Genomic DNA, 24,959 nt, shown 5'->3' with positions numbered 1-24,959 from the left:
CCCTGTTTGCATTCTCACATCCGGAACACGCCGAACTGCGGCCGCTCCGGGATCGGCGCGTTTAGCGTCGCCGCCAGCGCCAGGCCCAGCACGTCGCGGGTCTGCGCCGGATCGATGATGCCGTCGTCCCACAGCCGCGCGGTGGCGTGCCAGGGATTGCCCTCGTCCTCGTATTTCTGGCGGATTGGCGCCTTGAACGCCTCGGCTTCCTTCGGCGACCAGCCGGCGGCGTCGCGGTGAACCGTCGCCAGCACGCTCGCCGCCTGTTCGCCGCCCATCACGCTGATGCGGGCATTGGGCCAGCTGAACAGGAAGCGGGGGGAATAGGCCCGGCCGCACATGCCGTAATTGCCCGCGCCGAAGCTGCCGCCGATCAGGACGGTGAGCTTGGGCACGCTCGCGGTCGCGACCGCCGTGACCAGCTTTGCGCCATGTTTCGCAATGCCTTCCGCCTCATACTTTCCGCCGACCATGAAGCCGGAGATGTTCTGGAGGAACAGCAAGGGAATGCGGCGCTGGCAGGCGAGCTCGATGAAATGCGCGCCCTTCTGCGCGCTCTCTGAGAACAGCACGCCGTTATTGGCGAGGATCGCCACCGGCATGCCCCAGATATGCGCGAAGCCGCACACCAGCGAGCTGCCGTAGAGCGCCTTGAACTCGTGGAATTCCGAGCCGTCGACCAGCCGGGCGATCACCTCGTGCACGTCGTACGGCGCGCGCACATCGGCGGGGAGGATGCCGTACAGCTCCTCGGCCGCGTATTTCGGTGGGCGCGGATCCTTCAGCGCGATATCGGGCAGGCGATCGGCGGGCAGGTGGCTGACGATGTCGCGGACGATGGTCAGCGCATGTTCGTCATTCTCGGTCAGATGATCGACCACACCCGAGCGGCGGGCATGGAGGTCCCCGCCGCCAAGATCCTCGGCGCTGATCTCCTCGCCGGTCGCGGCCTTCACCAGCGGCGGGCCGGCGAGAAAGATCGTGCCCTGGCTGCGGACGATCACGCTCTCGTCGGACATGGCGGGCACATACGCACCGCCGGCGGTGCAGCTGCCCATCACGCAGGCGATCTGCGGGATGCCCTTGGCGGACATGGTTGCCTGGTTGAAGAAGATCCGGCCGAAATGATCCTTGTCCGGGAATACCTCGGCCTGGTGCGGCAGGTTGGCGCCGCCGCTGTCGACCAGGTAGATGCAGGGCAGGCGGTTGGCCTCGGCGATCTCCTGCGCGCGGAGATGCTTCTTCACCGTCATCGGGTAATAGGTGCCGCCCTTCACGGTGGCATCGTTGCAGACGATCATGACCATGCGGCCTGAGACGCGGCCGATGCCGGCGATCACGCCCGCGCCTGGGACGTCGCCGTCATACAGGTCGAACGCGGCGAGCTGGCCGATTTCGAGGAAAGGGCTGCCGGGATCGAGCAGCCGCTCGACCCGCTCGCGGGGGAGGAGCTTGCCGCGCGCCGTGTGCTTGGCACGGGCGGACTCGCTGCCGCCGAGCGCGGCTTGCGCGACGTCGGCGCGGAGCTGCTCGGCCAGCGCGCGGTGGTGGGCCGCCTGGGCGCGGAACTGGTCGCTGTCAGGGTTGACCTGCGTGGGGAGAACCGGAGCGGACATCGTGGATTACGCCGCCCCCAGCAATTCGCGGCCGATAAGCATGCGGCGGATTTCGTTGGTCCCGGCGCCGATATCGAGCAGCTTGGCGTCGCGCAGGAAGCGTTCGACCGGCCAGTCCTTGGTGTAGCCGGCGCCGCCCAGCGCCTGCACCGCCTCCCCGGCGACGCGGAAGGCGTTCTCGCTCGCCAGCAGGATCGCGCCCGCCGCGTCGAAGCGGGTTGTCTTGCCGGCATCGCAGCTGCGCGCCACGGCATAGACATAGGCCCGCGCCGAATTGAGCGCGACATACATGTCGGCGACCTTGGCCTGCATCAGCTGGAAGCTGCCGATCGCCTGGCCGAACTGCTTGCGCTCGCGCAGGTACGGCAGCACCACGTCGAGACAGGCCTGCATGATGCCGAGCTGGATGCCCGCCAGCACCGTGCGCTCGTAATCGAGCCCGCTCATCAGCACGCCGACGCCGCCGTTGAGCGGGCCCATGATGTTCGCCTCGGGCACCTCGCAATCGGTGAACACCAGCTCGGCGGTGGGCGAGCCGCGCATGCCCATCTTGTCGATCTTCTGGCCGATCGCGAAGCCGGGCATGCCCTTCTCGATCAGGAAGGTGGTGATCCCGCGCGAGCCTTCCCCGGTCTTGGCATAGACGACCAGCGTGTCGGCGTACGCCGCGTTGGTGATCCAGAACTTGGTGCCGTTGAGCACATAGCCGCCCTGGACCTTCTCGGCCTTGAGCTTCATCGAGACCACGTCGGAGCCGGCGCCGGCCTCGGACATGGCAAGGCTGCCGACATGCTCGCCCGAGATCAGCTTGGGCAGATACTTGGCCTTCTGCTCGGCATTGCCCCAGCGGGCGATCTGGTTGACGCAGAGGTTCGAGTGCGCGCCGTAGCTGAGGCCGATCGAGGCCGAGGCCCGGGCGACTTCTTCGCAGGCGATGACATGTTCGAGATAGCCGAGGCCCAGGCCGCCATCTTCCTCCGCGACGGTGATGCCGTGCAGGCCGAGTTCGCCCATTGCCGCCCAGAGTTCGTCGCGCGGGAACCAGTCCTCGGCATCGACCCGCGCGGCGAGCGGGGTGATCTTGTCGCGGGCGAAGCGCGCGGTGGTATCGCGGATCATGTCGGCGGAATCGCCGAGGGCGAAATCGAAGTCCGGGGTCATTTTGTGTCCTCTCCAACGGTCACGATCATGCCGTCGATTGTTGTCACGGGCCATGGAAGCAGTCGCGCGCCGACGCAAGGGCCGCCGACGCACCGGCCCTCCTCCACGGTGTAGAGCGCGCCGTGCCAGCTGCACTGGATATGGGCGGCATCGGGGGTGAGATAGGCGTCGAGTGCCTGGGTGAGCGGCACCGGCATGTGCGCGCAGCGGTCGACATAGCCATAGACCTGGGCGCCGCGGCGAACGACGAAGCCGTGAAAGCGACCCGCGCGCATCTCCAGCACGAAGTTGCGGGCGGTGCCGTCGGCAATCAGGTCCAGCGGGCCGAGCTGCACGCCGGCGGGGGTGGCGGTGAGGCGGTCCACGTCAGATTCTCCCCGGGAGGGGAAAGGATATCGCATCCCGCCCTTCGTCCCCCTCACCCTTCCGCCGCTTCGCGGCTCCCTCCCTCTCCCACAGGGGGAGAGGGAGCAGGGGCCTCCAACTCCCTCTCCCCCTGTGGGAGAGGGAAGGGGCCCGCCGCTGAAGGCGGTGGGAAGGGTGAGGGGGACGCGGACCGACTTGCACAAGCTTTCTGTGACCGGCCCCGTTCACGGCAGCTGTGCCTTGGGGAAGCCTTCCCATACCGCGTCGTAATCCGGCTGGGCGTGCGCCAGCGCATGCTCGGTCGGCCGATAGGGCCAGCAGGTCTCGACCATGAACGCCATGGTGCCCTCGATCCTGTGCGGCTTGAGTTCGGCCTCGCTCGCGCCGCGCCAGCTGGCGACGTCGGGGCCGTGGCCGGCCATCAGGTTGTGGAGCGACAGGCCGCCCGGCGCGAAGCCCTCCGCCTTGGCGTCATAGGTGCCGTGGATCAGGCCCATCGCCTCGCTCATCACGTTGCGGTGGAACCAGGGCGGGCGGAACGTGTCCTCGGCGACCATCCAACGCGGCGGGAAGATCACGAAATCGGCGTTCGCGCGGCCGGCGACGGTGCTGGGCGAGGTCAGTACGGTGAAGATCGACGGATCGGGATGGTCGAAGCTCACCGTGTTGATCGTGTTGAACCGGGCGAGATCGTAGCGATAGGGCGCGAGGTTGCCGTGCCATGCCACGACGTCGAGCGGGCTGTGGGGCAGCGACGTTATCCACAGACTTGCCAACGACTTTTGCACAAGCTCAAACGCTTCGTCGCGATCCTCGAACCAGGCAGCGGGCGTTTCGAAATCGCGCGGATTGGCAAGGCCGTTGGCGCCGATCGGCCCCAGATCGGGCAGGCGGAAGGGCGCGCCGTAATTTTCGGCGACATAGCCGGCGGCGGTGCCTTCGGGCAGCAGCACGCGGAAGCGCACGCCGCGCGGGATCACCGCGATCTGGCCGGGGGCGATGTCGATCCGGCCGAGTTCGGTGAGCAGCGCCAGCGCACCGGCCTGGGGGATGAAGAGCAGCTCGCCGTCCGCGTTCACGAAGGCGCGATGGTCCATGTCGCGATTGGCGGCGTAGCGGTGGACGACCACGCCTTCGAGATCGGCGGGATCGCGGGTGGCGAGCATCGTCTCCATGCCGTCGATCCAGTCGACCGGCGCGGCGGGGGCGGGGATGGGGTCCCAGCGCAGGCGGTTGGGCGCGAGCGGCGTGCGCGGCGTGTGCGGCGAGAAGAGCGGGGCGCGGTCATAGGGCTGGTAGGGCGGATGCTCGGCGCTGGGGCGCAGGCGGTACAGCCAGCTGCGGCGGTTCTCGGCGCGCGGCGCGGTGAACGCGGTGCCGGAGAGCTGCTCGGCATAGAGGCCGTAGGGCGGGCGCTGCGGGCTGTTGCGGCCGATCGGCAGCGCGCCTTGGACCGCTTCGGTGGAGACGTGGTTGCCGAAGCCGGGGAAATACTGGGTCATGCCGATCGCATCCTACTCCATCCTCCTCCCCCTTGACGCAGGGGTGTCGCATTCGAACCGCTGTCCCCCTCACCCTTCCCACCGCCTCCGGCGGCGGGCCCCTTCCCTCTCCCACAAGGGGAGAGGGAGTCGGGGCGTACTGTTCCCTCTCCCCTTGTGGGAGAGGGAGGGAGCCGCGAAGCGGCGGAAGGGTGAGGGGGACGACGGGGCAACTGCGGTAGCCATGCCATCACGAAGGTTTTCGTTCGGTGGGGCCGGGGTATGCCATCGTGTTCCTGCGGCGGCACCCCCGGCTCTCTCCCTCTCCGAACTTGTCAGGCGTCGACCTTGATCACGCCGCGGCGGATCTGGTCGAGCTCGATGCTCTCGAACAGCGCCTGGAAATTGCCGTTGCCGAAGCCTTCATTGCCCTTGCGCTGGATGATCTCGAAGAAGATCGGCCCGAACATCGTCTCGGTGAAGATCTGGAGCAGGATGCCCTCGTCCTTCTCCACCGAGCCGTCGATCAGGATGCGGTTCTTGCGCAGGCGCTCCAGGTCCTCGCCGTGGCCGGGGACGCGCTTGTCGACCAGCTCGTAATAGGTCTCGATCGTGTCCTGCAGCCGCACGCCGCGGGCGCGCAGGCGCTCGACCGTGTCGTAGATGTCGGCGGTGGTCAGCGCGAGGTGCTGGATGCCTTCGCCATTATATTCGCGGAGGAATTCCTCGATCTGGCTGTTGTCGTCCTGGCTCTCGTTCAGCGGGATGCGGATCGCCTTGTCGGGCGCGATCATCGCCTGGCTGAACAGGCCGGTCGCCTTGCCTTTGATGTCGAAATACTTCTGCTCCTCGAAGCCGAAGAGCGTGCGGTAGAACTCGCTCCACACCCGCATCTGGCCGCGGCGGACATTGTGGGTGAGGTGGTCGAGCAGGTCGAGCCCGACGCTGTTCGCCGCCTCCGCCTCGCGCCAGCCGGGGAACTCGGCCCAGTCGGCATAGAGGTCGGTCTCGTCCTGGATGAAATAGAGGTACGAGCCGCCGATGCCCTGGATGACGGTATCGTCCTCATCCGTAGGCTTGGCGCCGTGGGCGAGCGCCCATTCCATCGCCTTTTTCGGGTCCGCCACGCGGAACGCCATCGCGCTGGCCGAAGGACCGTGTTCGCCGCGGAAGGCGGCGACGCGGCCGGCATCGTCGCGGTTGAGCATCAGGTTGATGCGGCCCTGCTTGTACCGCGTGATGTTCTTGCGGGGATGGCGGTGGCTGGCAACGAAGCCCAGCTGCTCGAACTGACGCGCCATCGCGTCCGGATCGGGCGAGGTGAACTCGACGAACTCGAAGCCGTTGAGGCCGAGCGGATTGGCGGTATCGGTCATGGACGACCTGATACCGCACTTTCCAATTTAGTGTCAAATGTTACCAGTTCGTCATAAGCCTTCGCCGCCGACCCAGTGCGCGTTGGAGAGGCGACGGGCGACTGCCCAGGTCTGGGTGCGGATATCGGGCACCGCGACGATTTCCCAGAAGGCGCCGCGGGTCATCGGCCCGAGCGCGTAGAGATTGGCGTTGGCGCGGCCATTGGCGGCGATGGTCTGGCCCTGGTTGTCGACGTCGATCCCGATATGCGCGGCATCGGGGCGGATCAGCCCGCGCTCGGCGAGGCGCTGGAGCAGCGGCTCGCGGGTGCGGGCGAGATCGCCGAGCGGGCCGGTGCAGTTGACGATGCGCTGGGCGGTGATCGTCTTCGTCGCGTCGCCCCCGCGCGGGCGGAACGTGACCGCGATCCCCGCCGGGCCCTCGGCAAACCCCAGCGTCTTGGCGGCGAGCACCTCCAACCGTCCGCGATCGATCAGTGCCTGCAGCCGGGCGTGGACCTCGGGCGCGAGGCGGTGGCGGTGCACGTCCCACCAGGGGCGCAGATGGCGCAGGAAGCGGGCGCGCTCGTCCTCGGCGGCATTGGCCCACATCGGCTGGGTGAAGGGGCGGAGCTCGTCGACCGCGTTGCGCCAGCCGACCTGCTCGGCGCGGGTGCGGACCGCGCGGACGAGCGACGATGCTTGCGTGCGCGGCCGCTCACGGATCTTGTCCCAGTCCTGCCCGGCCGCGTGGGGGCGGGGCAGCAGGCCGCGGCGGGACACCGCGATGATCTTGCCGCCGAACCCGCGCGCCTCGAGCAGCAGCGCGACATCGACCATGGTGAGGCCGGTGCCGATCACCAGCACGGTATCGTCGTCCGACAGGCCCTCCGGCACGCTCGGGTCCCACGGATCGCCCTTGTAGCGCGTGGGCGAGAGCGCGGCGGGGTCGAGGCCCGGCGGATCGTGCGGCGGCAGGTTGCCGACCGCGAGCACCGCGGCATCGGCGCGCAGCGTGCCGTCCGAAAGCTGGAGCGTCGCGCCGTCCGCGTCGAAGGTAACGTCCTCCACTTCCCCGCGAACGAGGCGCAGACGGTCTGGATAGCGGGCGAGCGCCTGCGCCAGCATCTCGCGGAGATATTCGCCGTAGACCCGCCGGGGCACGAAGCTGGCGGCGGCATGCTCGACGCCGCGCCCCTCCAGCCAGCGGACGAGGTGTCCCGGATCGTCCGGGAAGGCGCTCATGTTCGCGGCGCGGACGTTGAGCAGGTGCGAAGGATGCGCGGCGCCATAGGCCAGCCCGGTGCCCGCCACCGGCGCGCGCTCGATCAGCGTCGCGCGCGGTCCTTCATGGCGGATGAGATTGATCGCCTGGAGCGTGCCCGAAAAGCCCGCGCCGATGATGGCGACGTGTTCGATCATGGTGCGGCCCCCCAAGCCTGGTGTCAGATTTCGTAGTCGAGCTGCCACTCGGGCTGGCGGAAGGCCGGCTGCTGCTCGGCAAAGGCGGGCTGGCGCGCCTTCATCTGGGCGTAGAGCCGCTTCACCGAATCGCTCGCCGTCCGCACGAACAGGAACGGCAGCACCGCATGGACGATGCAGGCGGCACCGCCCACCATCATGGTGACACCGAACCGCGCCGCCGTCGCGGCATGCTCGCCATAGCTTTCGCCGACACTGCGGGGGTGGGCGAGGAAAAGCCGAGTGATCATGTGGGAAATGTACGCGCGATCGGCTGCGCTGGGAAGGGCGGGTGCCGTCAAAATGCCCCGCCCTTCGGACGGTCAGAGCTTGGCGATCGTCTCCGCGAGCGCGGTCACGTCGACGTCGCTGCCTTCGGTCGCCACTGTCTTGGTGAGATGCGCGCGGACCAGGTCGAGCAGCGGGAGCCTGGCGCCCACCGCGTCGGCGGCCTCGCCGGCAAGGCGCATGTCCTTGAGGCCCAGCGGCGCGGCAAAGCCGGCGGGGCGGTGGCGACGCTCGGCGATCGGCGGGCCGTAGACCTTGTGGATCGCGCCGTCGAAGATCGTGCCGGAGAACACCTCCAGCATCTTCTCGCGCGCGACGCCGCCCTTCTCGCCGAGCGACATCGCTTCGCCATACGCCTCGACGGTCGCCATGATCATGAAGTTGCCGGCGAGCTTCACCAGATTGGCCGCCGAGGGCTTGTCGCCCATCGGGAAGGTGACCCGGCCCAGCGCGTCGAGGATCGGCGCGGCGGCTTCCATCGCGTCGGGGGTGCCCGCCGCGACGATGGCGAGCTTGCCCTGCGCGGCAACCGGCGGGCGGCCGAACACCGGCGCGGAGACGAACAACTGGCCCGCCTCGGCGTGCCGGGCGGCGAGCGTGTCGGCGGTCGCGACGGCGATGGTGCTGTGCGACAAGTGGAGCGCGCCGGGTGCCATGCCGGCCAACACGCCGTCCTCTCCATCGAGGATCGCGGCGAGCGCGACATCGTCCGCCACCATGGTCAGAACGGCCTGCGCGCCGTCGGCGGCTTCGCGCGGCGTGCGAGCGAGACGGGCGCCGCGCTCGGTGAGCGGTGCCGCCTTGTCGGGCGAACGGTTCCAGACGGTCAGCGTGTGTCCGGCATCGAGCAGTGCCCCGGCCATGCCGATGCCCATCTGCCCGAGGCCGAGAAATGCGAGGTCCATGCGTGTCTCCCTGGTTGCGGCGCCGCATGTGGGGTGCCGGCTTTCGAACCCAAGGGTCTATCCGCCGATCAGCACCGCCGCGTCGATCAATGCCCGGGGGACCGAGACGCCGGGGGTGGTGCCGATATAGCGCGGTACCCAGCTGGGGCCGAACTTCTGCTTGAACGATCGCAGGCCGGAAAAGCCGTAGATCCGCTCGCCATGGCCATAGACCGCCGCGCCCAGCCGCGACCAGATCGGCGCGAGCGGGCCGGGCTTGAGGCCCGAGAGCGGCGCCATGCCGAGGTTGAACCGCGCGAACCCCCGCGCCGCGCCATATTGCAGCAGCCGCACGAACAGCAGGTCCATCGCCCCATAGGGCGTGTTTGGCAAATGCCGCATCAAGTCGACCGAGATTTCCTCGCGGTTGGGGGTCTCCCACAGGTTCGCGAAGGCGACGATCCGGCCGTCGAGGCGCAACACGGCGCAATCGAAATGGGAGAGATAGTCGGGATCGAAGCGGCCGAGGCTGAAGCGCTTCTCCGCCCCGGTTTTCCCGGCAAGCCAGGCGTCGGAGACGCGCTGGAGTTCGGGGAGCAGAGCGGGCACTTCTGCCGCCGACACCACCTCGAAGATCAGCCCCTCGCTGGTCGCGCGCTTGACGGAATAGCGAAGCGACTTGAACGGTCCGCCCTTGAGGTCATAGCCTTGGCGGAGATCGACCACCGCCTCCTCGCCATATTTGAGCGGCTGGAGGCCCAGCTCGACGACCAGCGGGAGCATCGCTGCGCTCACCTGGAACAGGCAGAGTCGCCCGCGGGCCGCATCGCAGCGGCGGCGGATTTCCCAGATGAGTTCGGACCAGGCCTCTTCCGGGCCGACAGGATCCCCCATCACGATCCAGGTGCGGCCCTGCACCCGGTACATCAGAAAAGCGTCGCCTGCGGTGGAGACGAGGAAGTCCTTGTCGCCCGTATAGGCGAGCATGGCATCGGCGCGGCTGGCGACGGCGATTGCGCGCGCGGCGACCTCGGCGTCGAGGGATTGGTGCTCGCGGACGCGGGGCGCGGCGGACATCAGTCGCCAGAACGCCCAGCCGACCAGCAGCATCGTCGCCCCCAGCGTGGCGCGGAGAAAGCGCGGAGCGTTGCCGCGCCAGGCAAAGTCCCACCACAGGTCATCGCTGTACGGCACGCGCTTGTAGGCGAAGAAGCCGGCCCAGGCGCTGAGCAGCAGTGCGATCAGCGCCGCCGCCCACCACCAGCGCGCGACCGGCGCCGAGCCGATCCCGGCGCTGCGATAGAAGCCGGGGCGGGCATATTGGAGAAGCCCGGCGACGATCAGCAGTACCGTCGCTTCCTCGAAATCGATGCCCTTGGCGAGCGAGAACAGCGCACCCGCCACCAGCAGCAGACGGGCGGCGTGGAAGCCGCTCTTCAGCCGTGCCTGCACCGCCGGGGCGATCAGCAGCAGCGCGCTGCCGACCAGGCTGGCCGCAAAGTGCGACCCCTCGACGAAGGGCAGCGGCAGGATGCCGTGCAGCGGGTGCATCCGGCCATGCGCCGGCGGCAGCGCGCCCGAGACGAGCAGCACCAGCCCGCCGCCGAACACCAGCAGCGCCAGCAGCGGCGGCACCAGCGCCTGGCCGATGCGATGCGCGACGCTCAGCCCCGCCGCGATCGGGTGGCGCAGCCGCCGGCCCTCGATCGCGACGAGCAGCGCGCCCGCGACGAGCAGCGGCAGCAGATAATAGACCACCCGGTAGAGCAGCAGCGCCGCAAACAGGTCGGTTCGGCCGATCGGCACCAGGGCGAGCATCACCGCCTCGAACACACCGATCCCGCCTGGAACATGGGTGATCAGCGCGATGACGATCGCAAGGGCATAGGCGAGGAAGAAGGTGCCGATCAGCGCGGGATCGGCGTGCGGGATCAGGACGAACAGCGCGCCGGACGCGCAGGCGAGATCGAGGGCGGCGATGCCGATCTGTCCCGCCATCAGCGGTGCACGCGGCAGCGGCAGGCTGGCGTTCCCGATGCGCAGGTCGGTCAGCCCTCGTAGCCGCAGAACGAACAACGCCGCAAAGGCCAGCGCCACGATGGCACCGGCCCCGTGGAGCAGGGGCGTCGAGAGCATCTGCCCCGCCAGCAGCAGCGGATGCTGCGCCCCCAGCAGGGCGATCGCGGTCACCGCGAACACCCCGCCCCAGAAGGTGCCGCTGGCGATCAGCGTCACGCGCGCGACATCGGCGAAGTCGAGGCCGGCCGCGCCATAGGCCCGCAGTCGCGCGGTGCCGCCGGTCAGCAGCGCGAGACCGAGATTGTGGCTGATCGTGTAGCTGGTGAACGATGCGAGCGCCGCCGTCCGCCATGGCAGGCGGAGGCCGATCGCGCGCACCGCGAACCAGTCATACAGCGTCAGCGCCAGATAGGAGGCGGTGGTGAGTCCCAGTGCCAGCGCCAGGCGGATGGCGTCGATCTGGTGCAACGCATGCCGCACGTCGCGCAGGTGCACCTCGCGGAGGATCGCGCGCACCGCCTCGAACCCCAGCAGCGTGAGCGCCAGCGCGAGCAGGATCAGGATTGGCCGGCGATGCGCGAACAACCAGCGGCCGAGCCCGCCCGAGGAACTTGTCTCTTTCGCCGTTGCGTCCGGCTCCGCGCCCTGCATTCCATCCCCCAGCCGACGCCTTCCCCGTGCGCGCCGCCGCCGCCTTTACCGTCGCCGCGCACGGCTAGCAATCAAGCGGACGCGCTGCCGCTCGGAGGCGCTAGGATTCAGAGGTGCTAGGATTCAGAGGTGCTAGGATTCAGAGGTGCTAGGATTCAGGGGCGTCGAGGTGCGTGCCGAGGACGGGCGCCAGCGCGGCGAACACGGTGCGGACCAGCAGGTCATGGTCCATCCGCAGGAAGTGCCCGCCTGGCAGCGTGATGCGGCGGACGTTCGGCGCGAGCAGGCTGGGGCAGAGGCTGTCGGTCTCTTCGGCGCCGCGGATGCAGGTCACCGGCAGCCAGTCGAGCTTCTTCGCCGATGCCGCGTCTGCATCGGGCGCACCGATATAGGCGAAGCCGAGCGGGTCGGCACGGAAATAGGCGGTGGTGCCGGGGACGACCAGCACCAGCGCCGCGACCCTGGACCGCAGATCGGCGGGGAGCGACGCCATCCCCACCCGTGCCATGTCGGCGCCGAACGACTGGCCGATGACGACGACCTTGGCTGCGCCGGAGCGGCGGCGGGCCTCGCGGACGGCATTGGCGAGCAGCGCCTGCACCTCCGCATGGGTCTGTCGGTGCGCGAACGCGGTGGAGCTTGCCACGGCGTACACCGGCACGCCGGCGCCGGCGAGCGCCTCGACGACATGGGAACCCATGCCATAGCGGATGCCCATGTCGCCGGACAGGAACACCGCCGCCACCGGGATGGTGCCGGGACGTTCGGGCATGCCGTAGAGATGGACCGGATCACGATCGAGGAAGCCCGCGCTCCAATAGACCCCGAAGGCGATGGCGGCGAGCAGGGCGACAAGGGCTGCCAGCCAGCGCTTCCAGGCGCGGCGGTTGGTGCGAAGGGAGGGGGCAGGCGTTGCCATTCGAAGCCCTTATCCGGAGGGAGCTGAAGCTGCGGTGAAGGGGAGCGACAATCCAAGCTTTTCCTCCCGCAAGGAAGGGGCGGGGCGGAGGGATTCCAGGCTCTGCGCTGGTCTCGGTGAGACATGCCCAACCCCGACCTGTCCCCTGAAGGAAAGGGGATCGAGGAGGATACACCTCAAAACTTGTTCCGCCCGGCGCGGATCTCGGCGCGGGAGGTGAACAGCGCCCGCGCGCCGGCAGCGACGTCGCGCATCACCACCACCGCCTTGTCGCCCCCCTCAAGCCGTTCGTCGCGCGCCGGCCGGGGGATCGAGCGCCCGTCGGCACGGTCGATCTGGACGATGAAGATGCTGCCTTCGGCGCGGCGTTCGGCTTCCTCGACGCTCAACCCGGCCATGGTGGCGCCCTTCGCGACTTCCACCATCTCGACCTCCAGCCCCAGCGCCCCGAGTTCGCGCCGCAGCCGCGCCAGTTGTTCGTCGCCCTGCACATGCTCGCGATGGGGATAGAGGATCATCCGCGCCATCGCCTCGGCACCGATATGGGTGGGGAAGACGACGCGGTCGGCGCCGGCATGGATCAGCTTGCGCTCGGTGGTGGGTGCCTCGCCGCGGGCGATGATCTCCAGTCCGGCGTTGAGATTGCGCGCGCTGAGCGTGATGAACACGTTGGCGGCATCGTCGGGCAGCACCGTGGCGAGCGCGCGGGCGCGCTGGATTCCCCCGGCGATCAGCACCTCCTCCTCGGTGGCGTCGCCGGAAAGCGTGCACAGGCCCGCAGCCTCGGCTTCGGCGCGGCGTTCGGGGCCGCGCTCGATCACCAGCACGGGTACGGCAGCGCGGGAGAGATCGCGGGCGAGCATCACGCCGATCCGGCCATAGCCGCAGATCACGACATGGTCGCTGAGCTTGTCGATGCGGCTCTGCATGCGGGTTGCTCCGAAAATACTCTGCAATTGCAGGACGGTGAAGAACTGGACGAGCGCGCTGGTGAGCAGGATCATGCCGGTGCAGCCCAGCACCATCGTCCCCATGGTCACCGCGTGCAGATAGGGGGTGTCGATCGGGCGGATTTCACCATAGCCGACGGTGTAGATCGTCAGCACCACCATGTAGCTGGCATCGGCGAAGCTCCAGCCCGCCGCCATGTAGCCGATCGTCGCCAGCACCGCGACCGTGAGCACGAAGAGCAGGATCGAAACCAGGTTGCGCGTCGGCGAGCCGAGTACTTGTTCCGCTTCTGAAAGAATCCCCCGCATCGCGTTGATAAGGGCACGGGATGCACCGCTTGTCCATCGGGGTTTGCCGCAGTCGCAACCCCATCCGCCATGCGAACGTTTAGCCCGGGTGAGACCAACGACCGGGAGAGACTGTGTGCGGAAATGCTTCGGGTTGTTTGCCGGTCTGCTCGCCACGCCTGCGCTGGCCCAGGCGCCTGCTCCCCAGCCGCAGATCGATCTGAACATCCTCCACGCGCAGGTGATCCTCGAGCATCTCGGCTTCGGTCCCGGCATCCTCGACGGGCGCGCCGGCCAGTCGCTGACCGCGGCCGTGCGCGGGCTGCAGGAGGCGCGCGGGCTGAAGGTTACCGGGGTGATCGATCCGGCGACGCTGGCGGTGCTCCACCGGTATCGTGCGCTGCGCCCGGTGCGGACGCTGGCGGTGGGCGCACAGACGATGCGCGGTCCGTTCGTCGATCCGATCCCCAAGGATCTGACGCAGCAGGCCAAGCTGTCGTCGATCGGCTATCGCAACCCGACCGAGAAGCTCGCCGAGATGTTCCACACCACGCCCGAGGTGATCGGCGCGCTCAATCCCGGCGTGACCAGGATCGGCACCGGCACGATGCTGCGGCTGCCCAACGCGCTGCCCGGCTCGCGTGCCTATCCGGCCGCGTGGAAGCCCGAATGGCGTCAGACACTGAACATGCTCAACGTCGATCCCCGCCAGCCCCAGGCCGATCATCTCGTGGTCGACAAGTCGGAGGGCGTGCTGAAGGTCTATGGCAGCGGCAACCGGCTGGTCGCACAGTTCAGCGCCACGATGGGCAGCGCGCATGACCCGTTGCCCATCGGCCGGTGGAAAATCTACGGGGTTGATACCAACCCCAAGTTCCACTTCAACCCCAAGCTGTTCTGGGACGCCAAGAAGGGCGATGACCCGGCGATGCTGCCGCCGGGGCCGAACGGTCCGGTCGGCGTCGTCTGGATCGATCTGTCCAAGGATCATTACGGCATCCACGGCACGCCGGAGCCGCAGACGATCGGCCGCACCGAAAGCCATGGCTGCATCCGGCTGACCAACTGGGACGCCGCGCGGGTCGCGCTGATGGTGAAGCCGGGCACCCCGGCGGTCTTCCAGGAATAGCCGCATGCGGCGCACGGGCCTGATCGCAGGGCTGGTCGTGGTGGCACTCTTGGCGCTGCTCGTGTCGCGCGTTCGGTTCCTGCCGGCCGGCCAGGCGCTGCGAGTCGAGGGTGTCGGCCCGCCGCCGGCATCGCCGCCTTCCGCCACCGGGCTGGTCATTCCCGTCCAGGGCGTTCCCGCCTCCGCGCTGCGCAGCAACTGGGGCGAGCCGCGCGGCGAGGGCGAGCGCGAACATCACGCGATCGACATTCTCGCGCCCAAGGGCACGCCGGTGCTGGCTGCCGCCGCCGGCACAGTCGAGAAGCAGTTCGAGAGCGATCTCGGCGGCCACACCTTGTACGTCCGAACGTCCGATGGCGGGACGGTGCACTATTACGCCCATCTCGATACCGTCGGCGTGCCCGAGGGCGCGACCGTCCGCCAGGGCCAGCCGATCGCTACGGTGGGCGCCAGCGGCAGCGCCGATGGCGGGGCGCCGCACCTCCATTTCGAGGTGAAGCGGATGGCAACCGGCGAGCGCTGGTGGGAGGGCGCCAACGTTGATCCCTATCCGCTGCTTGCGGGAAAGCCCATCGGGAGCTAAAGGGCCCCGCTCGGCTCTTTCTCACATACAGGCACGATCCATGAAGATCAGCGGCGTGGACATCCGTCCCGGCAACATCATCGAATATGAGGGCGGCATCTGGCGCGCCGTCAAGATTCAGCACACCCAGCCCGGCAAGGGCGGTGCCTATATGCAGGTCGAACTCAAGAACCTGCGCGACGGCCGCAAGAACAACGTCCGCTTCCGCTCGGCCGAGACCGTGGAGCGCGTGCGCCTCGACACCAAGGATTTCCAGTTCCTGTATCCGGAAGGCGACATGCTCGTGTTCATGGACAAGGAAACCTATGACCAGACCACGCTGCCGCGCGACCTGCTCGGCGAGGCCGCTGCCTTCCTGCAGGACGGCATGGACGTGGTGATGGAACTTTATGACGAAGAGGCGATCAGCGTCCAGCTGCCCGACACGATCGAAGCGACGATCGTCGAGGCCGACGCGGTGGTGAAGGGCCAGACGGCTTCCTCCTCGTACAAGCCCGCCGTGCTCGACAATGGCGTGCGCGTGATGGTGCCGCCGCATATCGGCAGCGGCACGCGCATCGTCGTCGACGTGTACGAGCAGACCTACGTCCGCCGCGCGGACTGATCTGCCGGCTTCGGCCGAACCAATGCTAGGGAAGGGGACGGCAGGCCTGCGTCCCCTTTTCCCGTTTTCAGGTCAGGCCTTCCTTAGTCCCCCGCACCAGCGGCAGGGAGAGAGATTGATATGGCAGCGCATTCCGGCCTTCTCACCGTCATGGACCGTGCCGCACGCAAGGCGGCACCCCGCCTGCGTCGCGACTTCAACGAGGTCACGCACCTGCAGGTCAGCCGCAAGGGCCCGGCCGATTTCGTGAGCATGGCCGACAAGCGCGCCGAGCAGACGCTGATCGAGGAACTGCGCAAGGCGCGGCCCGACTGGCGGATCCTGGCCGAAGAGGGCGGCGAGCTGCCGGGCGATCCCGACAAGCCGCGCTTCATCGTCGACCCGCTCGACGGCACGACCAACTTCCTCCACGGCATCCCGCATTTCTCGATCGTGATCGCGGTCGAAGATCCGAACGGCAGCCAGGGCAAGCCCGAGATAACCCACGGCCTGGTCTACCAGCCGCTGACCGACGAGAGCTTCTGGGCCGAAAAGGGCCGCGGCGCCTGGCTGCAGGACCAGCGCCTGCGCGTATCGGCGCGCCGCGATCTTTCGGAATCGCTGATCGCCACCGGTATCCCGTTCATGGGCCATGGCAATTTTGCGGAATGGAGCCGCATTTTCGGTGCGGTCGCCCCGGAAGTGGCCGGCATCCGCCGGCTGGGCTCGGCGGCGCTCGACCTGGCCTGGGTCGCGGCGGGCCGGTTCGACGGTTATTGGGAATCGGACCTGAAGCCGTGGGACGTTGCTGCCGGCATGTTGCTCGTGAAGGAAGCCGGTGGCTTCGTCACCGACTATCGCGGGCAGGACATGGCGATGCAGCGCAACCAGTTCCTCGCCGCCAGTGACGGGCTGCATTCCAAGCTCCACAAGCTGGTCGCCAACGCCCTGCGCTGAGGCGGTCCGTACGAGTACGGAGCCCCAAAGTTAACCGTATCTCGGCCGATTTCCTGACGTTTGCTTTCTATAAGTCCTAAAAAACGCGATTGGCTATCAGGCCGGGCGAACTGGGACGGTTGGCGTATGAACATGGAAGTGACGGGCCTGGGCAACGGGAGAGGCGGCGCCGCGGCGGACGAAGCGTTCTGCCAGGATGTCGGCAGCGTTCTGGACCGCCTCTACGCGGTTGCCGAGTTCAGCCCGGACGGTACGCTGACCAGGGCCAACCAGCACTTCCTGGATGCGATGGGGTGCGTGCTCGAGACCGTGGTCGGCGAGCACCACCGCTTCTTCTGCGACGCCGAATACGCTGCCAGCCCCGCATATGCCGCGTTCTGGGAGCGGCTGCGCGCAGGCGAGACGATCGACGAAACCGCCCGTCGCAACGGTTGCGAGGGCAAGGACGCCTGGCTGGCCGGCCATTATGCGCCGGTCACCGATGCCAAGGGCAAGGTTCAGAGCGTCATCCTGATCGCCCGCGACGTGCGCGGCGCACAGATCGAGGCGGCGCTCAACCGCAGCGTGCTCAATGCGTTCAGCCGCGCCACTGCAATGATCGAGTTTGATCTCTCGGGCCGCGTGCTCGGCGCCAACGAGAATTTCTGCGAGCTGCTCGGCTACAAGGCCGAAGAGGTCGTCGGCCAGCATCATCGCATCTTCTGCACGGCCGAATACGCCCGGTCGCCCGCCTACCGCCAGTTCTGGGAACGACTGGGGCGTGGCGAGTTCGACGGCGGGCTGTACAAGCGGGTGGCGAAGGATGGCACCGACCGGTGGATCCAGGCGACCTACAATCCCATTCTCGACCACCAGGGTCTCCCGGTGAAGATCGTCAAGTTCGCGATGGACGTGACGAAGGCGCAGCTCGAAAGCGCCGAGGCAGCTGGCAAGCTTGCGGCGATCGACCGCTCCACCGCCGTCATCGAATTCGACACCAGCGGCCATGTCGTCGCCGCGAACGACATGTTCCTACAGACCATGGGATATGAGCGCAGCGAACTGATCGGCAAGCACCACCGCACCTGCTGCGATCCGGACTATGTGAAGACCGAGGACTACAACAACTTCTGGCGCGCGCTGTCGGCCGGCGAGTACCAGGCCGGCGTCTTCCCGCGCGTCGGCAAGGACGGTCGTCGCGTATGGATCCGCGCCACCTACAACCCGATCGTCGATGCCGACGGCAAGCTGATCAAGGTGGTGAAATACGCGCACGACATCACCGAGCAGAACCAGCGCGCCGCCGATGCCGAGGGCAAGGTGGCGGCGATCAACCGCGCGCAGGCGGTGATCGAATTCACGCCCGAAGGCATGATCCTCGAGGCAAACGAGAATTTTCTCAGCGCCACCGGCTATCGGCGCGACGACGTGGTGGGCAAGCACCACAAGATGTTCTGTGATGCCGAACTGGTAAACTCGCAGGAATATGCACGCTTCTGGACCGACCTGGCGCACGGCGAATATATTGCCGGCGACTTCCGTCGTCGCAACAAGGCGGGCGAGGAAATCTGGCTGAACGCAACCTACAACCCGATTTTCGATGGCCTGGGCAACGTCGTGAAAGTCGTGAAGTTTGCCCACGACATCACCACGCGGAAGAAGGATGCGATCGAGACCAAGAGCCGCGCCCAGGCGGTTGATCGCAGCCTCGCGACGATCGAGTTCAGCCTTGAAGGCGAAATCCTCACCGCGAACGAGAACTTCCTCTCGACCATGGGCTACACCCTGCGCGAGATCCAGGGGCGCCACCATTCGATGTTCGTGGATCCGGCGCATCTGAAATCGAAGGAATATGGCGATTTCTGGCGGTCGCTGGCCCGTGGCGAGGGGCAGTCCGGGCGCTTCCATCGCATCGGCAAGTACGATCGCGACGTATTCATCCAGGCGAGCTATTCGCCGGTGTTCGATCTGCAGGGCAATCCTTCGCGGGTGATCAAATACGCCTATGACGTCACCGACCAGGTGATGCTGGAGCGCAAGATCGCCGCAAAGACCGAGGAAATGCAGGCAGTTGTCGGCAATATTTCGGAAGCTATTCGAACGATCAGCGAAGGCGCTTGCAGCGCGACGGGGCTTGCCAGCGAGACCCAGGCGGCGGCGGATCGTGGCACCAGCGCGATCGAGGGCACGATCGAGTCGATGGAACTGATGGCGGCTTCGTCGAAGAAGATCGCCAGCATCGTCGATGTGATCGGCGACCTTGCCGGCCAGACCAACCTGCTTGCCTTCAATGCCGCGATCGAAGCGGCGCGGGCAGGCGAGCATGGCGTAGGCTTCTCCATCGTCGCCGAGGAAGTGCGCAAGCTCGCCGAGCGCAGCGCCTCCGCCGCCGAGGAGATCAACCGCCTGATCGGCGAATCGACCGAACGTGTCGCCCAGGGCACCGATCGCTCGCGCTCGGCGCGCGATGCGTTCGCGGCGATCGCCGGCTGTGTCGACAAGACCACCGGCGCGATCTCCGGGATCGCCCACTCGGTCGGCGCCCAGCGGGAAACCTCGCGGCAGGTGGTTACGATGATCGGCGAACTTGCGACCTCCACCAACAGCACCATCTGACCATGAACGCGGTGACAGAGCTCGCCGCACCGCTCGGGGAGGCGGGGCGGCGGCACATCGATGTGGGACTGCTGCGCCTTTGCGGCATCGAACTGGCGGTGCCGGTGGACTGGGTGCGCGAGGTGGTGCCGTGTCCGGCCAGGCTGGGACCCTGCTTCGGTAGTCACCCGGCGCTGATCGGCTCGATCGGGGTACGGGGCGACGTGATCCCGGTGATCGACGTCAGCGTCCTGCTCGGCTTCGCCGAGACGACAGGCGCGGGCGGCACGGTGGTCGTGCTCCGGCGCGACGAGATGCTGCTCGGACTGCGCATCGACACGGTATCCGGCCTGTACCGAATCCCGGTGGTTTCGGTGCGGGAGCTGGTCGACTCCGCAGGCGCCGCGCGTCTCGTGGACCGCGCGTTCGTCCGCGAGGAGCATCTGGTCGGCATCGTGGATCCCGAGGCGTTGTTCGCGATGCCGGGGTTGCCGCTCGTCCGCTGTGATGGGCGCGCGGAGGACGGCGCATCGATCGGCCGAGCGCGGCCGTTCGTGCTGGTCACGGTGGCCGGGGTCCAGATCGCCATCGACAGCCATCTGGTGGAAAGCACGGCGCCCGCCGTGAGCCTGCGGCGCTGTGCAGTGCCGGCGCCAGGATGGGCGCGCTCGGTAAACTATCTGGGTCGCGACGTTCGCGTGTTCGACCAGCTGGCGACGCTGGGGCTGGATGGCGCGACTGCGGAGGAATCGCAGGGCCCCGTGATCCTGTTGCGGATCGCGCCGGGCCAACTGGTAGGCTGGCATGTCGAAAGCGTGCGCAGCGTGGCCCGGATCGCCGACGAAAAGCTCGGGCCGCTGCCGACGGGGCTGATGGGCCGCGCAACCTTGTTCGGCGGAACGGCGACCGATCCGGCGGGGGGGCAGAATCTGGTGATCGACACGGATGCGGTCCGCGCTGATCCGGCGATCCGGGCGATGGCTGCGCTGTGCCGCGAACCCGCGCAGTCCGACGGCCGATCCATCGCTTCGGCCCGCGGCGAGGGGGGCTCGACCAATCCCTTCCTGGTCTTTGACACCGGGGAGCGCCTTCTCGCGACGCCCTTGGAAGCGATCCGGGAAGTCGTCCCGTTTCGCGGCCTTTCGTCCCGAGTCGAGGATTATGCGGGGCTCTGCGGACTTACCGACCACCGCGGGGCGCCGGTTTCCGTCTATGCGCTGGAACAGGGCGGCGATCCGGACACGGCCAAGCTGCTGATCATCGCCCGCGACCAGGAAGGGCAGGGCGCGCGGGGGTTTCTCGCCCAGCGCCTGGCAACCATCGTGAACACCACCGCGCTGCCTGTACCAGGGGGAAATCCGGGCGCATTGTTCATACCTGCAACGATCGACGGCACGGCGCATTCGATCCGAATTCATACGCTTGGATGAAGGGGCGGCGCAGCCGGTCATCACACGTTAACAATTGCGAATGATTCTCACCGGTTCCAGGCCTTGCCGCACTGGGATCATGGTCCTAGAAGCCCCTCAAGATTCCGCAGTCGCGAGAAGAGAAGGCCATTGGTCGACCTGTCACAATATCTGCCGATCCTGATATTCCTCGGGATCGCCCTGTTGCTCTCGGGCACGTTCGTGTTCCTGCCGATGCTCGTGTCGCGCCTCACCGGCACGAACAAGCCGTCGCCGGAAAAGCTCACCGAATATGAGTGCGGCTTCCCCGCCTTCGAGGATTCGCGCAGCCAGTTCGACGTGCGCTTCTACCTCGTCGCCATCCTGTTCATCGTGTTCGATCTCGAGGCAGCGTTCCTCTACCCCTGGGCGGTGAGCGTGTTCACCCTCGGCTGGACCGCCTGGATTTCGATGATGATCTTTGTCGCCGAGCTGGCGCTCGGCCTTGTTTATGCGTGGAAGAAGGGAGCCCTGGAATGGGAGTAGAGCTTTCGGCGCCGCCTCCGGCCGGTACGCTCCCGGACGTCGGCTTCCTGAACGACATCAACGCCGAGATTTCGGACAAGGGATTCCTGGTCACCTCCACCGAGGAGCTGTTCCAGTGGGCCCGTACCGGATCGCTGTGGTGGATGACCTTCGGTCTCGCGTGCTGCGCGGTGGAGATGATCCACGTCAACATGCCGCGCTACGACATGGAGCGGTTCGGTGCCGCGCCGCGCGCATCCCCGCGCCAGTCGGACGTGATGATCGTCGCGGGTACGCTCTGCAACAAGATGGCCCCGGCGCTGCGCCGGGTCTATGACCAGATGTCCGAGCCGAAATACGTGATTTCGATGGGCAGCTGCGCCAATGGCGGCGGCTATTACCACTATAGCTACAGCGTCGTGCGCGGCTGCGACCGCGTGGTGCCCGTGGACATCTATGTTCCCGGCTGCCCGCCTACCGCCGAGGCGTTGCTCTACGGCGTGATGCAGCTGCAGCGGAAGATCCGTCGCATCGGGAGCCTGGACCGGTGAGGGCGCCGGCTCCCCGCTATGCCGCGAACGACGGCGTGATCGAGGCGGCCACGGCTGCGCTCGGTGACCTGCTGGTCGAGGCGAAGGATGCCGTGGGCGAGGTTTCGCTCACCGTCGTCCGCGAGAAGCTGTGCGACGCGATGCTCGCGCTGCGCGACACGCCGGGCCTGGAATATCAGCAGCTCAGCGAGATCGCCGGTGTCGACTATCCGGAGCGCGCCGAGCGTTTCGACGTGGTCTATCAGCTGCTCTCGTTCACCCGGAACCACCGCATTCGGGTTCGGGTCACCACCGACGAGGAAAAGCCGGTGCCGAGCGTGACGGGCATCTGGCCGGTCGCCGGCTGGCTCGAGCGCGAGACGTACGACATGTACGGCGTGCTGTTCGAGGGCAATGACGACCTCCGCCGCATCCTGACCGATTACGGTTTCCAGGGCCATCCGCTGCGCAAGGACTTCCCGATGACCGGGTATGTCGAAGTGCGCTACTCGGAAGAGGCGAAGCGCGTGGTCTATGAGCCGGTCAGCCTGGCCCAGGACTTCCGCAACTTCGACTTCATGAGCCCGTGGGAAGGCGCCAAATACGTCCTCCCCGGCGACGAGAAGGCGCCGCAGCCGGAAGCCAAGGGCGCGCCGACGCCGGCTACCGCCGCGCAGGTCGCCAAGGCCGACTCCGCGCCCGCCGCTAGCCAGCCTGCGCAGGGCAAGGACAGCAAGACCACCGAGAGCACGGCCCAGACCGGTGCCGGCCAGCCGCACCCGGGCAACCAGCCCGGCGAGAAGCCCAAGGATCCGGACGTCGTCCCGACCAAGGGCGAAGGGCAGAACAAATGACCGATACCGTAGCCAAGATCATGGAGCGCGACATCGACCCGGCGACGGGCGATACCTCGATCGCGAACTACACGATCAACTTCGGCCCGCAGCACCCCGCGGCGCACGGCGTGCTCCGTCTCGTCACCGAACTGGACGGCGAGATCATCGAGCGCATCGATCCGCATGTCGGCCTGCTCCACCGCGGCACCGAAAAGCTGATCGAGTACAAGACCTACACCCAGGCGCTGCCGTACTTCGATCGCTTCGATTACTGCTCGCCGCTGGCGATGGAGCACAGCTATGTGCTCGCGGTCGAAAAGCTGCTCGATCTCGAGGTGCCGCTGCGCGGCCAGTATCTCCGCGTGCTGTTCGCCGAGCTGACCCGCATCTGCAACCACATGCTGAACCTCGGCAGCCATGTGATGGACGTCGGCGCGATGACGCCGAACCTGTGGATGTTCGAGATCCGCGAGGACTGCCTGAACTTCTTCGAGCGGGCTTCGGGTGCGCGCATGCACTCGAACTATTACCGCGTCGGCGGGGTTCGCCAGGACGTGCCGGTCAAGCTGCTGAACGACATCGCGGAATGGCTCGACACGCGCCTGCCGCGGCTGTTCGGCGACGCGATCAGCCTCGTCGCCGAGAACCGCATCTTCAAGCAGCGCAACGTCGACATCGCGACGGTGAGCCGCGAGGACGCGATCAAGTGGGGCTTCTCCGGCCCGATGATCCGCGCCGCCGGCATCCCCTGGGATATCCGCCGTTCGCAGCCCTATGACGTGTACGACCGCGTCGACTTCGAGATCCCGGTCGGCACCCGCGGCGATTGCTATGATCGCTTCATGGTCCGCGTCGAGGAAGTCTATCAGTCGGCCCGCATCATCAAGCAGTGCATCCAGGACATGCCGGAAGGCCCGGTCCTGACGCTCGACCGCAAGGTCGGTGCGCCGAAGCGCGGCGAGATGAAGCAGTCGATGGAAGCGCTGATCCATCACTTCAAGCTCTTCACCGAAGGCTATCACGTGCCGGCGGGCGAAGTGTATGTCGCGACCGAAAGCCCCAAGGGCGAGTTCGGCGTGTATCTGGTGAGCGACGGCACCAACAAGCCGTATCGCTGCAAGGTGCGCCCGACCGCGTTCAGCCACCTGCAGGCGATGGACTTCATGTCCCGCGGCCACATGCTCGCCGACATCACCGCCATTCTGGGTGCGATGGACATCGTGTTCGGGGAGTGCGACCGGTGAGCGACGCCCGTATCGCCACCACGCATGCGATGATCGCGCGCTACAACGCGCAGGATGCCGACGGCTATGTCGAACTGATGACCGACGGCGCCTGCGAGGCGACCTATCGCGGCGCCGTGCTGCGCGAGGGCCGCGAAGGCGTGCGCTCGGGGCTGAAGGCGATGTTCGCCGAGTTTCCGCAGAACCGCGCCGACATCCTTTCTTCCTATGCGCTCGGCGAGACCGTCGTGCTGCACGAGAAGGTGTCGCGCTCGCCCGAGGCCGAGCCCTTCGAGGTGATGTCCATTTATACGTTCTCCGACGACAAGGTCGATCGGGTGGAGTTTATCCGCTGATGGCTGACGCACCCCAACTCCCCGACGAAGCGGAAGTCCGCGCGCGCTGGGGCAATTTTGCCTGGACGCCGGCCAATGCCGATAAGGCGCGCGAGATCATGGCGCGCTATCCGGCGGGTCGCCAGATGTCGTGCACGATCCCCTATCTCGATCTGGCCCAGCGCCAGGTGGGTGCCGAGACGAACACGCAAGGCTGGCTGCCGGTTCCGGTGATCGAGTTCGTCGCTCGCCAGCTCGACCTGCCCTATATCCGCGTGTTCGAGGTCGCGACCTTCTACACCATGTTCAACCTGGTGCCGGTCGGCCGCTACCATGTGCAGGTCTGCGGCACGACGCCGTGCATGCTGCGCGGTTCGGACGACGTGATGACCGCGTGCAAGGCGCGCGGTCTGAAGAAGGGCCACACCACCGCGGACGGGCTGTTCACGCTCACCGAGGTCGAGTGCATGGGCAATTGCTCGTCGGCGCCGATGGTGCAGATCAACGACGACAATTTCGAAGATCTCGACTATGATCGCACGCTCGCGGTCCTCGACGCGCTGGCCAAGGGCGAGAGCCCCAAGACCGGCACGCAGGAGCCGGGCCGTCACACGGTCGAGCCGCTGGGCGGACCGACCTCGCTCACCGCGATGGTGAACGAGAACCACGACTATCGGGGCGAATGGTGATGCGCGGCAACAGCCTGATCGTCACCATCCTGGCCATCATCGGCGGCATCGTCGTGCTCGGCTGGGTGCTCAAGCTCGCATTCAATTTGATCGGGACGCTCGTCCTGATCGGTCTGGCCGTAGTCTTCTATCTGTTCGTACAGAAGCTGGTCGGGAAGGGACGCTAAG

At 67.3% G+C, this 24,959-nt stretch carries 24 protein-coding genes; 13 read left to right on the top strand and 11 right to left on the bottom strand.

Annotated features, from left to right (window positions below; all coding sequences use genetic code 11):
* Window positions 1–14 precede the first annotated feature (14 nt).
* The 11 genes from SPI01S_RS03665 to SPI01S_RS03615 all read right to left on the bottom strand — a co-directional run bounded on the left by SPI01S_RS03665 (window position 15) and on the right by SPI01S_RS03615 (window position 13,460).
* Window positions 15–1,616 (bottom strand): carboxyl transferase domain-containing protein, encoded by a 1,602-nt coding sequence (locus SPI01S_RS03665; protein WP_066718297.1) that lies wholly within the window; start codon window positions 1,614–1,616, stop codon window positions 15–17.
* 6 nt (window positions 1,617–1,622) lie between these two features.
* On the bottom strand, window positions 1,623–2,777 hold the full coding sequence (locus SPI01S_RS03660; protein WP_066718295.1) for an isovaleryl-CoA dehydrogenase: 1,155 nt from the start codon (window positions 2,775–2,777) through the stop codon (window positions 1,623–1,625).
* Entirely contained in the window at window positions 2,774–3,178 is a 405-nt protein-coding gene (locus tag SPI01S_RS03655; RefSeq protein ID WP_066718290.1) for a Rieske (2Fe-2S) protein, read from the bottom strand. The genes SPI01S_RS03660 and SPI01S_RS03655 overlap by 4 nt, the downstream gene beginning before the upstream one ends.
* 189 nt (window positions 3,179–3,367) lie before the next feature.
* Window positions 3,368–4,645 carry a homogentisate 1,2-dioxygenase gene (gene hmgA, locus SPI01S_RS03650; RefSeq protein ID WP_066718287.1) on the bottom strand — a complete coding sequence of 426 codons (1,278 nt, stop codon included), beginning with the start codon at window positions 4,643–4,645 and terminating at the stop codon, window positions 3,368–3,370.
* A gap of 314 nt (window positions 4,646–4,959) precedes the next feature.
* Window positions 4,960–6,000, bottom strand: a complete 1,041-nt coding sequence (gene hppD / locus SPI01S_RS03645) for a 4-hydroxyphenylpyruvate dioxygenase (protein WP_066718284.1) — start codon at window positions 5,998–6,000, stop codon at window positions 4,960–4,962.
* A gap of 51 nt (window positions 6,001–6,051) precedes the next feature.
* The gene (locus SPI01S_RS03640; protein WP_066718282.1) at window positions 6,052–7,401 is read right to left on the bottom strand and encodes an FAD/NAD(P)-binding protein; all 1,350 of its coding nucleotides are present in this window, start codon (window positions 7,399–7,401) and stop codon (window positions 6,052–6,054) included.
* Between the two features lie 23 nt (window positions 7,402–7,424).
* Window positions 7,425–7,691 (bottom strand): DUF6356 family protein, encoded by a 267-nt coding sequence (locus SPI01S_RS03635; RefSeq protein ID WP_010545163.1) that lies wholly within the window; start codon window positions 7,689–7,691, stop codon window positions 7,425–7,427.
* A 72-nt stretch (window positions 7,692–7,763) separates the two neighbouring features.
* Window positions 7,764–8,633 (bottom strand): NAD(P)-dependent oxidoreductase, encoded by an 870-nt coding sequence (locus SPI01S_RS03630; protein ID WP_066718279.1) that lies wholly within the window; start codon window positions 8,631–8,633, stop codon window positions 7,764–7,766.
* A 57-nt stretch (window positions 8,634–8,690) separates the two neighbouring features.
* On the bottom strand, window positions 8,691–11,282 hold the full coding sequence (mprF, locus tag SPI01S_RS03625) for a bifunctional lysylphosphatidylglycerol flippase/synthetase MprF (protein WP_066718274.1): 2,592 nt from the start codon (window positions 11,280–11,282) through the stop codon (window positions 8,691–8,693).
* A gap of 148 nt (window positions 11,283–11,430) precedes the next feature.
* The gene (locus SPI01S_RS03620; RefSeq protein WP_066718273.1) at window positions 11,431–12,201 is read right to left on the bottom strand and encodes an AcvB/VirJ family lysyl-phosphatidylglycerol hydrolase; all 771 of its coding nucleotides are present in this window, start codon (window positions 12,199–12,201) and stop codon (window positions 11,431–11,433) included.
* A gap of 176 nt (window positions 12,202–12,377) precedes the next feature.
* Window positions 12,378–13,460 (bottom strand): potassium channel family protein, encoded by a 1,083-nt coding sequence (locus SPI01S_RS03615; protein WP_066718270.1) that lies wholly within the window; start codon window positions 13,458–13,460, stop codon window positions 12,378–12,380.
* Between the two features lie 115 nt (window positions 13,461–13,575).
* Here SPI01S_RS03615 and SPI01S_RS03610 point away from each other — a divergent pair, with 115 nt between their 5' ends.
* The 13 genes from SPI01S_RS03610 to SPI01S_RS22105 all read left to right on the top strand — a co-directional run bounded on the left by SPI01S_RS03610 (window position 13,576) and on the right by SPI01S_RS22105 (window position 24,958).
* On the top strand, window positions 13,576–14,568 hold the full coding sequence (locus tag SPI01S_RS03610) for a L,D-transpeptidase family protein (protein WP_066718267.1): 993 nt from the start codon (window positions 13,576–13,578) through the stop codon (window positions 14,566–14,568).
* A gap of 4 nt (window positions 14,569–14,572) precedes the next feature.
* Window positions 14,573–15,151, top strand: a complete 579-nt coding sequence (locus tag SPI01S_RS03605; protein WP_066718264.1) for a M23 family metallopeptidase — start codon at window positions 14,573–14,575, stop codon at window positions 15,149–15,151.
* 40 nt (window positions 15,152–15,191) lie between these two features.
* Window positions 15,192–15,755: an elongation factor P gene (gene efp, locus SPI01S_RS03600; RefSeq protein WP_066718262.1), complete on the top strand. Its 564-nt coding sequence runs from the start codon at window positions 15,192–15,194 to the stop codon at window positions 15,753–15,755.
* Between the two features lie 120 nt (window positions 15,756–15,875).
* Window positions 15,876–16,691 (top strand): inositol monophosphatase family protein, encoded by an 816-nt coding sequence (locus SPI01S_RS03595; protein ID WP_066718259.1) that lies wholly within the window; start codon window positions 15,876–15,878, stop codon window positions 16,689–16,691.
* A gap of 132 nt (window positions 16,692–16,823) precedes the next feature.
* The gene (locus SPI01S_RS03590; protein WP_245653453.1) at window positions 16,824–19,286 is read left to right on the top strand and encodes a methyl-accepting chemotaxis protein; all 2,463 of its coding nucleotides are present in this window, start codon (window positions 16,824–16,826) and stop codon (window positions 19,284–19,286) included.
* Between the two features lie 2 nt (window positions 19,287–19,288).
* Window positions 19,289–20,695 carry a chemotaxis protein CheW gene (locus SPI01S_RS03585; protein ID WP_066718251.1) on the top strand — a complete coding sequence of 469 codons (1,407 nt, stop codon included), beginning with the start codon at window positions 19,289–19,291 and terminating at the stop codon, window positions 20,693–20,695.
* A 129-nt stretch (window positions 20,696–20,824) separates the two neighbouring features.
* Complete coding sequence (locus SPI01S_RS03580; RefSeq protein WP_066718248.1) at window positions 20,825–21,199, top strand: NADH-quinone oxidoreductase subunit A; 375 nt, start codon at window positions 20,825–20,827, stop codon at window positions 21,197–21,199.
* Window positions 21,190–21,729, top strand: a complete 540-nt coding sequence (locus SPI01S_RS03575; protein WP_066718245.1) for a NuoB/complex I 20 kDa subunit family protein — start codon at window positions 21,190–21,192, stop codon at window positions 21,727–21,729. The genes SPI01S_RS03580 and SPI01S_RS03575 overlap by 10 nt, the downstream gene beginning before the upstream one ends.
* Window positions 21,726–22,562 (top strand): NADH-quinone oxidoreductase subunit C, encoded by an 837-nt coding sequence (locus SPI01S_RS03570; protein ID WP_066718241.1) that lies wholly within the window; start codon window positions 21,726–21,728, stop codon window positions 22,560–22,562. The genes SPI01S_RS03575 and SPI01S_RS03570 overlap by 4 nt, the downstream gene beginning before the upstream one ends.
* On the top strand, window positions 22,559–23,788 hold the full coding sequence (locus SPI01S_RS03565) for an NADH-quinone oxidoreductase subunit D (RefSeq protein WP_066718238.1): 1,230 nt from the start codon (window positions 22,559–22,561) through the stop codon (window positions 23,786–23,788). Before SPI01S_RS03570 ends, SPI01S_RS03565 begins: the two co-directional genes overlap by 4 nt.
* On the top strand, window positions 23,785–24,123 hold the full coding sequence (locus tag SPI01S_RS03560; RefSeq protein ID WP_066718235.1) for a nuclear transport factor 2 family protein: 339 nt from the start codon (window positions 23,785–23,787) through the stop codon (window positions 24,121–24,123). Before SPI01S_RS03565 ends, SPI01S_RS03560 begins: the two co-directional genes overlap by 4 nt.
* Entirely contained in the window at window positions 24,123–24,791 is a 669-nt protein-coding gene (locus SPI01S_RS03555; RefSeq protein WP_066718233.1) for a complex I 24 kDa subunit family protein, read from the top strand. The genes SPI01S_RS03560 and SPI01S_RS03555 overlap by 1 nt, the downstream gene beginning before the upstream one ends.
* Entirely contained in the window at window positions 24,791–24,958 is a 168-nt protein-coding gene (locus SPI01S_RS22105) for a hypothetical protein (protein ID WP_157084547.1), read from the top strand. The genes SPI01S_RS03555 and SPI01S_RS22105 overlap by 1 nt, the downstream gene beginning before the upstream one ends.
* The last annotated feature ends 1 nt before the right edge of the window (window position 24,959 follow it).

This window comes from Sphingomonas pituitosa NBRC 102491 (assembly GCF_001598435.1).
Classification (GTDB): domain Bacteria; phylum Pseudomonadota; class Alphaproteobacteria; order Sphingomonadales; family Sphingomonadaceae; genus Sphingomonas; species Sphingomonas pituitosa.
This window is presented reverse-complemented; position numbering and strand designations above follow the sequence as displayed.